General features: G+C 62.9%; 15 protein-coding genes. 11 read left to right on the top strand and 4 right to left on the bottom strand.

Annotated elements, in window-relative coordinates; genetic code table 11:
* Position 1: 1 nt before the first annotated feature.
* On the bottom strand, positions 2-550 hold the full coding sequence (locus Q0X18_RS07170) for a hypothetical protein (RefSeq protein WP_297560334.1): 549 nt from the start codon (positions 548-550) through the stop codon (positions 2-4).
* 68 nt (positions 551-618) lie between these two features.
* A complete protein-coding gene (gene proC, locus Q0X18_RS07175) occupies positions 619-1,401 on the bottom strand; it encodes a pyrroline-5-carboxylate reductase (protein WP_297560336.1) in 783 nt (260 codons plus the stop codon).
* Between the two features lie 73 nt (positions 1,402-1,474).
* Between proC and tsaB the strand changes: the two genes are divergently transcribed.
* Both tsaB and Q0X18_RS07185 read left to right on the top strand, forming a co-directional pair.
* A complete protein-coding gene (gene tsaB, locus Q0X18_RS07180) occupies positions 1,475-2,005 on the top strand; it encodes a tRNA (adenosine(37)-N6)-threonylcarbamoyltransferase complex dimerization subunit type 1 TsaB (protein ID WP_297560339.1) in 531 nt (176 codons plus the stop codon).
* A complete protein-coding gene (locus Q0X18_RS07185; RefSeq protein ID WP_297560343.1) occupies positions 2,002-3,102 on the top strand; it encodes a methyltransferase in 1,101 nt (366 codons plus the stop codon). The genes tsaB and Q0X18_RS07185 overlap by 4 nt, the downstream gene beginning before the upstream one ends.
* Before the next feature lie 162 nt (positions 3,103-3,264).
* Here the strand turns inward: Q0X18_RS07185 and Q0X18_RS07190 are convergent, their stop codons facing one another.
* Positions 3,265-3,465, bottom strand: coding sequence for a hypothetical protein (locus Q0X18_RS07190; protein ID WP_297560346.1), 201 nt, complete (start codon positions 3,463-3,465; stop codon positions 3,265-3,267).
* Between Q0X18_RS07190 and rpoD the strand changes: the two genes are divergently transcribed.
* The 4 genes from rpoD (at position 3,458) to Q0X18_RS07210 (ending at position 6,748) form a co-directional block, all read left to right on the top strand.
* A complete protein-coding gene (rpoD, locus tag Q0X18_RS07195; RefSeq protein ID WP_297560350.1) occupies positions 3,458-5,002 on the top strand; it encodes an RNA polymerase sigma factor RpoD in 1,545 nt (514 codons plus the stop codon). The genes Q0X18_RS07190 and rpoD overlap by 8 nt on opposite strands.
* Before the next feature lie 267 nt (positions 5,003-5,269).
* Complete coding sequence (locus Q0X18_RS07200; protein ID WP_297560359.1) at positions 5,270-5,947, top strand: hypothetical protein; 678 nt, start codon at positions 5,270-5,272, stop codon at positions 5,945-5,947.
* 40 nt (positions 5,948-5,987) lie between these two features.
* Positions 5,988-6,251, top strand: coding sequence for a DUF1871 domain-containing protein (locus Q0X18_RS07205; protein ID WP_297560361.1), 264 nt, complete (start codon positions 5,988-5,990; stop codon positions 6,249-6,251).
* A 59-nt stretch (positions 6,252-6,310) separates the two neighbouring features.
* A complete protein-coding gene (locus Q0X18_RS07210) occupies positions 6,311-6,748 on the top strand; it encodes a SufE family protein (protein WP_297560363.1) in 438 nt (145 codons plus the stop codon).
* A gap of 3 nt (positions 6,749-6,751) precedes the next feature.
* On the opposite strand, the gene Q0X18_RS07215 is transcribed toward Q0X18_RS07210, so the two are convergent.
* Entirely contained in the window at positions 6,752-8,827 is a 2,076-nt protein-coding gene (locus tag Q0X18_RS07215; protein ID WP_297560364.1) for an ABC-F family ATP-binding cassette domain-containing protein, read from the bottom strand.
* Positions 8,828-8,992: 165 nt separating this feature from the next.
* Between Q0X18_RS07215 and Q0X18_RS07220 the strand changes: the two genes are divergently transcribed.
* The 5 genes from Q0X18_RS07220 to Q0X18_RS07240 all read left to right on the top strand — a co-directional run bounded on the left by Q0X18_RS07220 (position 8,993) and on the right by Q0X18_RS07240 (position 13,568).
* Positions 8,993-9,568 carry a GNAT family N-acetyltransferase gene (locus tag Q0X18_RS07220; protein WP_297560366.1) on the top strand — a complete coding sequence of 192 codons (576 nt, stop codon included), beginning with the start codon at positions 8,993-8,995 and terminating at the stop codon, positions 9,566-9,568.
* 323 nt (positions 9,569-9,891) lie between these two features.
* Positions 9,892-10,905 (top strand): 3-oxoacyl-ACP synthase, encoded by a 1,014-nt coding sequence (locus Q0X18_RS07225; RefSeq protein ID WP_297560368.1) that lies wholly within the window; start codon positions 9,892-9,894, stop codon positions 10,903-10,905.
* The gene (locus Q0X18_RS07230) at positions 10,896-12,371 is read left to right on the top strand and encodes a class I adenylate-forming enzyme family protein (protein ID WP_297560371.1); all 1,476 of its coding nucleotides are present in this window, start codon (positions 10,896-10,898) and stop codon (positions 12,369-12,371) included. The genes Q0X18_RS07225 and Q0X18_RS07230 overlap by 10 nt, the downstream gene beginning before the upstream one ends.
* Positions 12,364-13,167, top strand: coding sequence for an alpha/beta fold hydrolase (locus Q0X18_RS07235; protein ID WP_297560374.1), 804 nt, complete (start codon positions 12,364-12,366; stop codon positions 13,165-13,167). The genes Q0X18_RS07230 and Q0X18_RS07235 overlap by 8 nt, the downstream gene beginning before the upstream one ends.
* Positions 13,164-13,568 carry a MaoC family dehydratase gene (locus Q0X18_RS07240; protein ID WP_297560376.1) on the top strand — a complete coding sequence of 135 codons (405 nt, stop codon included), beginning with the start codon at positions 13,164-13,166 and terminating at the stop codon, positions 13,566-13,568. The genes Q0X18_RS07235 and Q0X18_RS07240 overlap by 4 nt, the downstream gene beginning before the upstream one ends.
* The last annotated feature ends 17 nt before the right edge of the window (positions 13,569-13,585 follow it).

The following is a 13,585-nucleotide window of genomic DNA, read 5'->3' on the forward strand; positions in this document are numbered from 1 at the left end:
CCTATTTAGGCACACTAAACTTCACTAGGTCAACCGCCGCACCATCCGGGGTGGCGTAACGAACAATCCCCACCCCGGGGACAAAGTAAATCTCCATCACCTGGCTACCACCGGTACTGGTCACGGTAGAGGTGCGAATCACATAGGCATTGAAGCGCCCTGCCGGAACGCTAACACCCTCGATGCGCAAAACCTTTCCCAGCAAAGCCACGCTTTGTCCGCCAAAAGTGCTGCGTCCACCCCATTCCTGACCCAGCACCAAGGGCGGTGCCGGGTATAGCTGAAGAGGAGGGTTATACCGCTGCACCACCTGCCCTATAATCAAGCCCTCAAGAAACACGCCATTATCGCTATAGCGAAGCAGATCAGCGCTTACTGGCTGCTTTGCCAGCCGCCGCTCAAACACCAGCAGGCCGTTTTGTTCGCGGGTAAACACCTGTTCCATGCCAGAGGAATATGTCCAGGAGTATCCGATACCGTTGGGGTAGTAGGCCGTGGGCGCGGCCAGCACGAAAGCGGTCAGCAAACCAAGGGTTAAGTAGCGCTTCATCGGTTTTATGCTACGCCCTTATTGAAGAATTCAAGGTGCATTAAGGCGCTCAACTGTTGCCGGGCAAATCACTCATCTTTCCCCAGCTCATGTCCCCTCTGGGTAGCGGCTTCTACAGCCTCAATTAGGGCGGCGCGAACCCCACGGGCCTCGAGGGCAGCCAGACCATGGATGGTGGTTCCGCCAGGGCTGCTAACCTCATCTTTCAGCACCGCAGGGTGTTTTCTTCGCAGAAGCTCGCCAGTTGCAATAAGCACATCAGCAGCCAGTTGCAAGGCCTGGCCCCGCGGAATACCCTGCTTGACCCCCCCATCGGCCAGGGCCTCTGCTACCACCGCCACATAGGCCGGAGCGGAGGCCGACATTCCAGTAAAGGCATCGAACAGCCGCTCCGGCAAGTCGTAGACATCCCCGACTGTTGCAAACAACGCCCGCGCAAACTCCAGGTCGCCGGCCTCATCGGCTTCGCGAGGGCCGGTAATTGCAGTAGAACTTTTGCCAATGGTAGCCGCCAGGTTGGGCATGCAGCGTACCACCCGGCGGGTGCCCAGTCGTCGGGACAACACCGCTGTAGATACTCCGGCCATGATGGAAATATAGCCTACGTTGGGGTGGGCAATCTGGGGGGCCAGGGTGGCCAGGTCTTTGGGCTGTACGCTGAGCAAAATTCGCCCATATCGGCGCAGATCCTCTAAGCGCAAGGGGTTGACTCCGGTCTCCTGGGCCACCTCCTGGGTTCGCGCTGGAGTATCGAGGATGCCAATATCGCTGGGCTCGAGCATCTCGGCCCGCAGTAGCCCTTCCAAAATGCTTTTACCCATCTTTCCCACACCCACAATGGCCAATTTCATGGCCATAAGTTTAGCAGCAGGCCGGTGTCAGGGAAACCGACCTCGAGCCCACCTCAGTTGCTATACTCCTGTGGTGTTGGTTCTTGCCCTGGACACCGCCACCTCTTACCTGGTACTGGGATTACCCCACACCGAGCACGCAGTGCGGCTGGAGCGCCGCCATGCCGAAGTGCTGTGGTCGGAGCTCGAGGCCTTCTTGCAGCAAGCAGGTGTAGAGCTACAGGCCCTCGAGGGGATAGCCGTAGGACGCGGCCCCGGCTCGTATACCGGATTGCGGGTGGGCATCGCAGCCGGGCTGGGGCTGGCCCGGGGGCTGGGCGTACCGATAACCGGCATTGACACCCTGGAGGCTGTAGCCTTGCGCTACCAGGGACTGGTAACAGTCGTACATCGTACCCGCAACGAGCTTTGCTATACCGCCTGCTATGCCGTCGAGGGAGAGCAGGCCCAGATTGTGCACCCCCCCCAACGGGCCCGGCTTGCCGAGGTGCAGCCAAAGGGCCTTGTAACGATAGACGAACCTCCTTCGGGCCGTGCCCTAGCGGCCTTGGGCTGGGCTGCACTCAAAGCCCGTCGCGCCGAGGTGGAGCCCCTGTATCTATGAGCCTCGAGACCTACCATACCTTGCGCAAAACCCCTGTAAAAGGTGGCTTCCTGTATACCAAACCCGGCGCACGGGGCCTTAATAACCCAGCCTACGAGTTGCTGGCGGAAGCACTTGAGCCGCATGGTCAAGAAGCAGTCGACCTCAACCCCGGTATCGGGCTGGTTGCCCACAGCCTGCACCAGCACGGGCTGAACGTGCGGGCCATAGAGACCTCGAGGGCATCGCTACGCTGCTTGGAGGCCAGTTTCGGCTCGGCGGTGCGGGTTGCTCGAGGGTTACCATGGGAAACCGAGCCCGACTCGGTGGATCTAGTCGCTATGGTGTTGCCAGCTAGCCGAGGCACGCGCTACGTAGAACTTTCGTTGCTAGGCGCAGCCAGAGCCTTGCGCGTTGGTGGGCGCTTGTGGATTGCTGGCAGCAAGGATAAGGGCTTTGAGCATTACTTCAAGATGGCTCAGAGCCTGCTCGGCTACGGCGTACTCGTGCGCCGGAACGGCGCATTCCGGGTAGCTGTATTGGAAAAAGAGCAACCTGCACCCGAAGTACCCCCGGTCTGGCAGTCTTTCGACTGGGAATTCTCGGGTGAAGCCCTACACTTTTCTTACTTACCTGGTGTTTTTTCAGGCGGTCAGCTCGACCCCGGAAGCGCCATGCTGCTGCTCGAACTCCCCCACGACCTGGGCCGCGTGCTGGACATCGGCGGGGGATATGGGGCACTCAGCCGCCCTCTAGTAGGTCGGGCCCAAAGTCTGACCCTATTGGAAGACGATTGGGTCAGCGTACTGTCTGCTCAAAAGAATCTGGGCGAGCTGGCTACCGTTCTGCACTCGGATGTAGACGAAGCCTTGACAGAAGGCCAGACCTTCACTACCATTGTATCGAACCCCCCGTTTCACGTGGGGGGCCTTGTCGTGTTAGAAACCGCCACCGCTTTTATCGAAGCCGCCTACGCCCGCCTGGAGAGGGGCGGGAAATTTTATCTTGTGGCAAACCGTTTTCTCCCCTATGAGCCCCTTCTGGAAGCGCGTTTTGCCACCGTACGCACCGTAGCCGTGAAGAGCCACAAAGTTCTGATGGCCCAAAAGCTGGGCTGACCCGGCTTCGCCAAGGGCCCTGGATTACTGGGAGGTGAGCAGCTTGAGCAAGAGCAAAAGTGCCGCAAGTACCAAAGGAAAAGCGCTTTCGAAAAGTGCACCCAAAGAAAAACGCACCACTCAGACGGCAACACAAGCTGCAACAACCAAAAGCAAAAAGCCTCAGGTCAAGGAGGAGTCATCTGTAAACACCCCAAAGTCTGGGTCTTCCAGCAGCAAAAAGTCTAGCCAGTCAGCCTCCTCTGTTAGCGAGTCGGCTACCAAGGAAACCGCCAAGGCCCGGCCTTCTAAGCTCGAGAAGTCGAGCCCGCATACCAAAGCCCCTTCGTCTACCACCCAACCCGTAAAGCAATCTATGGCCAAAAAAACCTCACAGTCCACCCACTCGAACAAAGCCGCTCAAACGCCTGAACCCCAGGGGAAAACCACCACCAAAACCCAAGAGGCACCAAAACAGCCCTCCAAACCTGCGCGCAAGGAGATAGCCAGGAAGACATCTTCGGAAGCCAAGGCTGCTAGCAAAGCCAGCACAAAAACTCAGTCCAAGGGTACCGCAGTGCTGGAGCAGGACGAGACGCTTCTGGACAAAGAGCTGGCCGTTGGCGCCGATGAGCTCGAAGCCCCCGATTTAGAAGATCTGGACGTCGAGCCCGATCTCGACGATCTGACTGCTCCTCCTCGCAAAGGCGGTGCGCTGGCCGTGGTGCCCCTAGCCGATGAAGATATCAGCGAGGAAATTCTCGAAGCCGACCTCGAGGATATCGAGATCCTGGAGCCAGACTTCGAGCTGGGCACCCTGCCCATCGAAGAGGTGGAAGAAGAGGTAGAAGAAGACCTACCCCTTCCCCGAATCTCTACTTCCGACCCGGTTCGGCAATACCTGCACGAGATTGGGCAGGTGCCCCTCCTGACCCTGGAAGAAGAGATTGACCTGGCCCGTCGGGTCGAGGAAGGTGTAGCAGCCGCCCAGCGTCTAGCCGAGGAAACCGGTTTGGACGCCGAACTGATTCGCCATGTACTGCGAAGCCAGGTGCAAGGCAGCAGCCGGGTCACCAACATTCCCGGCACCGAGCTGCGCATTGACCCCGAAACCATCGCGGCGGTGGACACCCGACTGCGGGCCCTGCCCCGCGAGGCCAAGCGCTACTTGCACATTGCACGCGACGGTGAGATTTGCCGCCAGCACCTGATTGAGGCCAACCTGCGCCTGGTGGTGAGCATCGCCAAGAAATATACCGGTCGCGGCCTTAGCTTCCTGGATCTCATCCAGGAAGGCAACCAGGGCCTGATCCGGGCGGTGGAGAAGTTCGAGTTCAAGCGCCGCTTTAAGTTTTCCACCTACGCCACCTGGTGGATTCGCCAGGCCATCAACCGGGCCATCGCCGACCAGGCCCGCACCATTCGCATTCCGGTGCACATGGTGGAGACCATCAACAAGCTGACCCGCACCGCCCGCCAGATGCAGCAGGAGCTGGGCCGCGAACCCTCCTACGAGGAGATCGCCGAGGCCATGGGGCCAGGCTGGGACGCCAAAAAGGTAGAGGAAACCTTCAAAATCGCCCAGGAGCCGGTAAGCCTGGAAACCCCCATCGGCGACGAGAAGGACAGCTTCTACGGCGACTTCATCCCCGACGAGCACATGGCCTCGCCGGTGGACTCCGCCGCCCAGAGCATGCTCTCGGAGGAGCTGGAAAAAGCCCTGGGCAAGCTCTCCGAGCGCGAGGCCATGGTGCTCAAGCTGCGTAAGGGCCTGATTGACGGGCGCGAGCACACCTTAGAAGAGGTGGGCGCCTACTTCGGGGTGACCCGCGAGCGCATCCGCCAGATCGAGAACAAGGCCCTGCGCAAGCTCAAGTACCACGAGTCGCGCACCCGCAAGCTGCGGGACTTCCTGGACTAAAGTCGGAGCCCAGGGGCCGCCGAACACCCAACCGATTGGTTGGGTGTTTTTACTACAAGGCCTCGAGCCTGGATACAGCCCCCGGCATGTGCAGGAGCACCAGCACAGGCCAGTACCCCATGTGGCCCCAACAGCCACCGGATCAAGATTTCCAAGCACAGCCTGCCAAAGCCAAGCAAAACCGCTACCTGAATCTGAACGGTGAAATGAGCGCTTTGTTGAACAGCTCTCACATTCTTGTTTTAGTCTACGGGCTCGAGGTGACGAGTGAAACACTATCTGTTCGCCGCAATCGCAATGCTGGGTCTCTTGGGTGGGTGCTCGAGCCCGCCCCAAGCCAAACTTCAGGCCTCTATCGGAACCTACAACGCCACCACCGCCGGGCGGTCGTACGTGCTGGTGCTGCGCCCCCAGCAGCAGCCCAACAGCATTACGGTAAATGTAAGCGGGCCGGGTGGCTACAGCGAGAGCATCACCCTGCAGAGCGCCTCCTCCCGCACCCCCTCGGGGGTGTGGTGGCAGGTGGGCTGGGATGCTGGCCCCAGCCTGAGCAGCGGCACCTATACCTTCTCGGCGCTCATAGACGGCCAGACCGAGCAGGTCTCGGTGGAGGTAGACGCCAGCAGCACCCTGACCCAGCCCACCGTCAGCATCGGGAACAATCCCACCACCCGTTCGGTTACGGCCTCCTGGAACCAAATACCGGGCGCTCGGGCATTCCTGGTACGGCTGGTCAACCGCACCACCGGTAGCGTGGTCGCCAGCGCGCGGGTCACTGCGTTCACCGCCACCTTTGGTAGCCTGAACCTCAACACCAGCGACCAGTACGCAGTGGAGGTGTACGCTGCCAGCAGCAACATCGCCAACGATCCGCCCATCGTTGCGGGCCAGTTCAATATGTCGCTGGGTGAGAGCGCCAGCTTCACCGTGAGTCCAGCGCCGTAAGGCCGGAAGAACCCCGTGGTTCGCCCGGTATGCTGTTGATATGCAAGACCTGGCCGCACAGGTGCAAACCTACCTGCAAATCTACGACCCCCTGGGCATGGGCGAGCTGGCCCCCCCAGAGCAGCTTTATGGGCCGGTGGTGGCGGAAATCATCGAGCGGTTGGCGCTCGTCCATAGCGCCGAGGAGGCCGCCCAGGCCATCCACCGCGTGCTGTACCTGACCTACGGCAACCAGGCCGGCCCTGTGCGCAACTACGCCGACCTGGGCCGGGATCTATTCAGGCTGGTACAGCAGGGCACATGAACCCTGCATGGTGCCCGAAGCCCTAGACCCCCATCCCCTCCGCCATTACCCTGATGCTTATGACTACTGAAGAACGCCTGGCCCAGCTACCCCCCAGACTGCAAAGCGTGGTGAAAACCCTTGGGAGCGCACCCAAGGTCATCAAGACCGAGATGCTGCTGGAGTTTGCCAAGAAGATGCCCCCTCTGCCCGAGGGTATGCAGGGCAGGCTCGAGCAGGTACACGAATGTACCACGCCCTTTTTCGTGCACGCCGAGCTCGAGAATAACCAGGTGCGCCTGTTTTTCGACGCCCCCAAAGAAGCCCCCACTGTGCGGGCTTTTGCCGGGCTGCTGGCCGAGGGGCTGGAAGGCGAAACGCCCGAGGCCGTGCTGGGCGTACCGGAGGACTTCTATACCCTCGCCAAGCTGGAAGAAATCATCACCCCCCTGCGGCTCAGGGGCCTGCAGGCCGTACTGGCCCGCATCAAGCGCCAGGTGCGCGAGGCGCAGGGGTAAAAATCAGGGTTTGGACGACGAGCGCTTGTCGCTAGCCGGCGCAGCCCCTGCAAACTGCTTCAGGTAGCTGCTGCGGCCGTAGCTTTGCCGGCCCACGCGCACCACCTGGACGCCCTCGAGTTCAAAGGCAACCCGCAAAACCGCCCGCAAGAGCCTGGGGCTGTGTGGGTCTTCCAGCACCAGCACCCCACCGGCGAGCTGCCCCCAGCACGTCTCTTCGCGGCTCCAGAACTGCCACAGGCCCAGCTCTTCCTCGGCAAACACCTCGAGGCCCTCCTGCCGCACCCGGTGGCGGTAGGGGTGGGGCCGGAAAAACTCATGGGCATACTGCCGGTACAGCGCCTCTTCCAGCGCCAGCAGGTCGGCGCGCAGCCGCAGGCGGGCGCGGTCGGTCTGGTGGGGTTCGTATAAGCGCTCGAGCAGGGCCATGCGCAGGGCCTCGAGATCCTGTGCTTCGTCGGGGGGTTCTTCTTCCAGGGCCACCTCGCCGTAGGGGTCAAGCCGCAAGGCCGGTTTGCCCAGCAGGGCGGCCTCGGCCTCGGCGTAGGTGGGGTATTCCACCAGCACCCCGTCCTCCAGGCCCCAGAAACGGGTCGCCACCTTTTTAACCAGCTCCCGGTCGTGGGAGACGAACAGCAAGGTGCCGGGGTAGTCGGCCAGGGCCCGCTCGAGGGCCTCCAGCAGCTCGAGTTCGATATGGTTGGTGGGCTCGTCCATCACCAGCAGACCGGCCCTCAGGGCCCCCAGCAAGGCCAGCCCGGCCCGGGCCCGCTCACCCCCGGAAAAGTGGCGGGGGGGATCGTTCCAGTGGGGGGGCCTGAAGCCCATTCGGCCCAGCAGGGCCGCCGCGCGGGCCTCGCCAAAGCGGGCGGCGAACTGGGCAAAGAGGGGCAGGTCGGGCTCGAGGCCGTGGTAGTGCTGGTCGAGGTAGGCCGTGCTCACCCCGTAGCCCAGGGTACGCTCCCCGGCGTCGGGTAGCTCCCTGGACAAAAGCAGGCGCAGCAGGGTAGTCTTGCCCGCCCCATTGGGGCCGAGAAGGGCAATCCGGTCGCCCCGGAAGATGCGCAGGGTGGCCTGGCGGATCACCTGCCGCGCTTCCTGACCCGCACCGCTCGGGTAGGCCTTTGCCAGCTCTTTGGCCTCGAGCACCAGTCTGGGCGTCCCCTCGGCGGCCATCTCCAGGCTCCAGCGGCGCTCGGGAGGGGGCGGGTCGGGCACCTGGATGCGCTCGGCCCGGGTTTGCAGCAGGGCCTTCTCGCTCTTGCGGCGATCCAGGCCGGGCCGCCTGCGGTCGGGCAGGGCTTGCGTCAGCCGCTCCCGCTCCTTGAGCGCTTCCAGGCGGGCTTTTTCCAGGGTTCGGCGGATGCGTTCGCGCTCTTGCAAGTACGTTGCGTAGCCGCCCGGTACGCGAAACAACCGACCGGCCTCCAGGTGATAGACCGTGGTAGCCACCCGGCGCACCAGCGCGCGGTCGTGGGAAATCAGGCCAACAGCCCCAGGGTAGACCAGCAGCAGCTCTTCCAGCCGCAGGCGCATCCGCAGATCCAGGTGGGTGGTGGGCTCGTCCAGAAGCAGCACCTCTGCCCCGGAAAGAAAGGCCATCGCCAGGCCCAGCCGCACCCCCTCGCCCCCCGAGAGCTTTTCGGCGGGCTGTTCCCACAAGGCACCCAGGCCAAAACCGGCCAGGGTACGGGTGACCTGGCCTTTCCAGAACGACAGCTCGCGGATGCGCGACCACACCTCGCCCGCGTTTTCGGGGGGGGTGTTGCGTAGCTCGAGTTCCGCCCGGTGCAAAGGGGTGACGGCATAGGCCAGCCCGTAAACGGTGCCCCCGCTCGGGCGGAAATCCTGTGGCAGATAGAAAACCCGCACACCGGATGGGCGCGCCAGGCGGCCCTGGTCGAGGGGCTTTTCCCCACAAAGCACCCGAAACAGGGTGCTTTTGCCGGCCCCGTTGGGCCCCATCAGGGCTGCCCGCTCCCCGGCCTCGAGCCAGAAATCGGCCTGCCTGAACAAAACCCGCTCGCCAAAGGACTTTTCGGCCTGGCTCAAGCGCAGCAGTACTCGAGGTCGCGACACAGCCCTTCAAGCCTAGCGCGGCGCGGGCCCTGGGTCAAAGCTCGCGTAGTCAACGTTTCTTGAGGTCGGCCATCTGCGTAACCTAAGCGTAAAACCCGGCGAACCGGCGTGAATGATACCGAACTTCACCCTGCGCTGGCCGGGAGAGGTGTTAAGGTAACAGATATGACCGAAGTGCACCTGCGCCCACTGGTTCTGAGCGACCTACCCCGTGTGCTCGAGTGGAGCCGCGATGAGGCCTTCTGCCTGGCCAACGGCTGGCCGGTGGGACTGCCCGCCGAGCAGTTGCAGGACTGGTTTGTGCGCCTGCTCAACAATCCCCCAGTGGACCTGGTACGTAAAGGCATTGTGGTCAACACACCAGAGTACCCCGAGGGTCTCCTGGTGGGGTTTGTGGATCTGCGCGACGTTAATTTGCTGGAGAAGCGGGCCCGCTTGCGGATCGCCATTGGCGACGAGACCCACCGGGGGCAGGGGGTGGGGTATGCCGCAGGCCTGCAGATGCTCGAGCACGGCTTTGGCGAGCTGGGCTTGGAGCGCATCACCGCCGAAGTCCACAGCTCTAACAGCCGGATGCTGGCCCTCCTGGAAAAGCTGGGTTTTCAGCGCGAGGGGGTCTTGCGCCAGCACGAGACCCGGCAGGGCATCAAGGAAGACATCCATCTGTTCGGGATGCTACGCGAGGAGTTCGAGCCCCCCAGCAGCCAAGCTTGGCTCAGGGCCCTTACGTCGCGGCCATAAAGTGTCTTCCATATCGGATTCGGGCTCGAGGCTTGCAGATCGCGCAAAAACTATAAATGGCACCTCATACCGGGACCAGGCGAAGCCAGGGTCTTCACGAGAGGAACTTGGTGAGGTTGGCCTAGCCCTGCGCGTATTTTGACACAGACGCTGTGGCATTTTCCCATCTTCAAGTCTTGCACAATGCTGTAAAGGCTTGCGAAGTGCGGTGTGCGTTGATTGCATGGGCCGTTTATATCGAGATTGGGTGAATAGGAGCTGTGTGTAACAAGGTTGTAACAACCCCCGGATAAACTCATCTCAATCAATTTTTGAGGTTCGAGATGGCATACCTTCGGGGCCTGGGCATCTATCTACCCACACCGCGCATGCATAGCAGCGAGATTGCTGCGGCCAGCCAGCTACCGGAATGGGTGGTACGGGAGAAACTGGGCATTCACCAGAAACCCATTCCCGGCCCCAACGACCATCCGGCCCATATGGGGGGCTGGGCTGCTCAGGCTGCGCTCGAGGAGGCGGGCCTCGAGGGGGCTGCGCTGGATGTGGTCATCAGCATCACCGATGAACACAAGGACTACCCGGTCTGGTGCAGCGCACCCCTCATCGCCCAGATGGTGGGGGCCCGCCGGGCCTGGGCCTTCGATCTGAACCAAAAGTGCGCCAGCTTTATCAGCGCTCTGGCAGTCGCCGAGGGGCTTTTGGCGAGCCAGCCCGACCTGCAGCACATCCTGATAGCGGGCGGCTATCGCAACGGCGACCTGATTGACTACACCGACCCGGCTGTGCGCTTCATGTACGACCTGGCCGCGGGCGGCGGAGCTGCGCTGATAGGGCGGGAAGGGCCGGGATTCAGGCTGCTGGCCGCGCAGCTCAAAACCGACCCCAGCCTGGCTACCAGCGTGCGGGTGCCGGTAGGGGGCACGGTAGAGCCCCTAACTCCAGCCAATGTAGATCGGTACAGGCTGCGGGTGGCCGAGCCCGAGCTGATGAAAGCCCGCCTCGAGCAGGTCTCACTGCCCGGTTTCCTGGAGGTCATTCAAGGTGCCCTGGGACGGGCTGGGTACACCGCTGCCGATCTGGACTACCTGGCCCTGCTGCACATGAAACCCTCGGCCCACCAGGCGGTGCTGGCCGGACTGGGGCTATCGGAAGAGCGCGCCATTTACCTGTCTGACTACGGTCACCTGGGCCAGCTCGACCCCATTCTTTCGCTCAAGCTGGCGGTGGATGCAGGCAAGCTGGGCCCCGGAAGCCTGGTGGCCCTGGCTGCGGCTGGGGTGGGCTACCACTGGGGGGCCGCGGTTCTTCGCCTGGAGGAGGGGCGCCAATGGAGCTAAACGCCAACTGGCTGGCGCGGCTGGCCGCCTATCATCCCGAGCGGCCAGCGGTCTACTGGCGTGGGGGTTGGCTTAGCTACGCAGACCTGTACCAGCGGGCCCAGCGGGCCGCGGCCTCGCTGGCCGGCCTTGGGGTCGCCCGGGGGGATCGGGTCGCGGTGCTGGGGCCCAACCACCTGGGCTACCTCGAGCTCTACTTTGCCGCGCCCTTGCTGGGCTTTATTCCCACCCTGCTCAACCACCGCCTGAGCGAGGCCGAGCTTAAGGGGCTGCTCGAGTACACCCGGCCCAGAGTCCTTTTCTACACCGAAGACTTCGCGGTGCCGGCCCAGCAACTGCACCCCCAGGCGCATCCTCTGGAGGCCCTGCAAACCCTGCCCGAAAAAGAAATTCCAGGTTTTACCCCCAGCTTAGAGGATCCGGCCCTGCTGCTCTTTACCGGCGGCACCACCGGGCTGCCCAAAGGGGCCCTCATCCCCTACCGCCAGCTTCTGGTCAATGCCATCCAGACCTGCATGAGCTGGGGGCTTTCCCCCAATGATCGCTACATCGTAGCCACCCCCATGTTCCATGCGGCCCTGAACGCCCTGACCACGCCCCTGCTCTACCTGGGCGGCCAGGTGCTTATACAGGAAAGGTTCGACCCCGCTTTGTACCTGGCCTGGGTTCGGGAACACCGGGTGAGCCTGCTGTTTTTGGTGCCCACCATGTACCAGATGCTGGCCCAGCACCCCGACTTTGCCCAGGCCGACCTGCGCACGGTGCGCTGGGCCATCTCCGGCGGGGCCCCCTGTCCGCACCCGGTGCGGGCCGCCTTCAAGGCCAGGGGTGTGCGCTTCAAGCAGGGCTATGGCCTGACCGAGTGCGGTGTCAACTGCTTTACCCAGAGCCTCGAGGAGGCCGAAGCTTTCCCCGAATCGGTGGGCCGCCCCATGCCCCACCTCTGGGCCCGGCTGGTCGGGGCCGGGGGCCAGGAGGCGCTCGAGGAGGGTGAACTCTGGCTCTCCGGGCCGGTGGTGATGTCGGGCTACTTTGAGCGCCCCACCGAGACCGCTCAGGCCCTGGTTGTGCAGAATGGCCGCACCTGGCTGCGCACCGGCGACCTGGCCCGGCGCGACGCCGAAGGGCGCTACTACATCGTGGGGCGGGTCAAGGAGATGTTCATCTCGGGGGGAGAGAACGTCTACCCCATCGAGGTGGAACGGGCCCTTTACGATCATCCCGCGGTGCTCGAGTGCGCGGTGCTGGGGGTTCCCGACGCCCGCTGGGGCGAGGTGGGCCTGGCTGCGGTCGTACTCAAATCGCCGATTGGCGAGGAAGAGCTGAAGCGTTTTCTGAGGGCCCGGCTGGCCGGCTATAAGGTGCCCAAACATTTCCTTTTCCTCCCCGAGCTACCCAAAAGCGGCCCCGGCAAGATTTTGAAAAGTGCGCTGTATCAGAAGTTTATGGAGGAATTCCATGCCTGAGCAAGCCGTCAATGGAACCCGCCTTTTCTACCGGCTGGATGGCCCCGAAGAAGCGCCGTGCCTGGTGCTGCTCAATGGCATCTTTCAGCGCACCGAGGCCTGGGAGCCCCTCATGCCCTACCTGAAGAATTTCCGGGTGCTGCGCTACGACATGCGCGGCCAGGGGCAAAGCGCCGTACCCCCGGGGCCCTACCCCCCCGAACAGCACGCCAGCGACCTGGCCGCCCTCCTGGAGGCTCTAAAGATCCCGCGCTACCACCTGCTGGGCCTGTCCAACGGCGGGGTGGTGGCCCAGGTATACGCCGCACAACAACCCGCCGGCCTGGAAAAGCTCATCCTGCTGTGCACCACCCCCCGCCTCGACCCGCTTCTACGAGCCAAAGTAGCAAGCTGGCGGCAGGCCCTGGCCTGGGGCGGCACCCGTGGACGCTTGCAGGTTGCCCTGCCCTGGATCTGGGGCCGGGCCTATCTGGAAGCCCACCCGGAGATCGCCGACGGGGCTTCACTGTCACAGATGGAGCAGGCCGCCCCAACCCCAGAGGCCCAGCAAAACTTACTGGATGGCTTTATGGCTATGGAAGACCTGCGCCCCCGCCTGAAGCGGGTCAAAGCCCCTACGCTGGTGCTCTCGGGTGCGGACGATTTGCTCTTCCCGCCCTGCTACGGCCAGGAGATTGCGGCCGCCATCCCCCAGGCCACCCATCGGGTGCTATCCCAGGTGGGCCACGTGGCCCCAGTTGAGGACACCGCCGGGCTGGCCGGGGCCATCCTGAGGTTTTTGGAGGTACAGGCATGAAGTTCCAGATAGGAGACAGCGCTTCTTACACCCAGACCATCAGCGAGGCGCATGTGGCCCTGTTCATCGGGGCGGTGGGCGATACCAATCCGTTGCATGTGGACAGCGAGTACGCCCAAAAAAGCCGTTTTGGGGCCCGCATCGCCCAGGGCATTCTGGTGGCCGGCCTCATATCCACCGCCATCGGCACCAGGCTGCCGGGGCCGGGGGCCATCTACCTGGGCCAGAGCCTGCGCTTTCTGAAGCCCACCTACCTGGGCGACACCATCACGGCCACTGTAACGGTGCGGGCCATCCGCCCGGATAAACCCATCCTGAGCCTCGAGACCGTCTGCACCAACCAAAAAGGTGAGCGGGTCATCGAGGGTGAGGCAACGGTGCTCTACGAGGAGGTTTTGTGAAACCTAATAGGAGGCAG

The sequence above is a fragment of the Meiothermus sp. genome, assembly GCF_026004075.1.
Lineage (GTDB): Bacteria > Deinococcota > Deinococci > Deinococcales > Thermaceae > Meiothermus.

Excerpts from the sequence above, each read along its gene's own strand:
- Q0X18_RS07170 (WP_297560334.1), bottom strand. The coding sequence starts at position 550 with ATGAAGCGCTACTTAACCCTTGGTTTGCTGACCGCTTTCGTGCTGGCC.
- proC (WP_297560336.1), bottom strand. The coding sequence starts at position 1,401 with ATGAAATTGGCCATTGTGGGTGTGGGAAAGATGGGTAAAAGCATTTTG.
- Q0X18_RS07185 (WP_297560343.1), top strand. The coding sequence starts at position 2,002 with ATGAGCCTCGAGACCTACCATACCTTGCGCAAAACCCCTGTAAAAGGT.
- rpoD (WP_297560350.1), top strand. The coding sequence starts at position 3,458 with ATGGCCAAAAAAACCTCACAGTCCACCCACTCGAACAAAGCCGCTCAA.
- Q0X18_RS07205 (WP_297560361.1), top strand. The coding sequence starts at position 5,988 with ATGCAAGACCTGGCCGCACAGGTGCAAACCTACCTGCAAATCTACGAC.
- Q0X18_RS07210 (WP_297560363.1), top strand. The coding sequence starts at position 6,311 with ATGACTACTGAAGAACGCCTGGCCCAGCTACCCCCCAGACTGCAAAGC.
- Q0X18_RS07220 (WP_297560366.1), top strand. The coding sequence starts at position 8,993 with ATGACCGAAGTGCACCTGCGCCCACTGGTTCTGAGCGACCTACCCCGT.
- Q0X18_RS07225 (WP_297560368.1), top strand. The coding sequence starts at position 9,892 with ATGGCATACCTTCGGGGCCTGGGCATCTATCTACCCACACCGCGCATG.
- Q0X18_RS07230 (WP_297560371.1), top strand. The coding sequence starts at position 10,896 with ATGGAGCTAAACGCCAACTGGCTGGCGCGGCTGGCCGCCTATCATCCC.
- Q0X18_RS07235 (WP_297560374.1), top strand. The coding sequence starts at position 12,364 with ATGCCTGAGCAAGCCGTCAATGGAACCCGCCTTTTCTACCGGCTGGAT.
- Q0X18_RS07240 (WP_297560376.1), top strand. The coding sequence starts at position 13,164 with ATGAAGTTCCAGATAGGAGACAGCGCTTCTTACACCCAGACCATCAGC.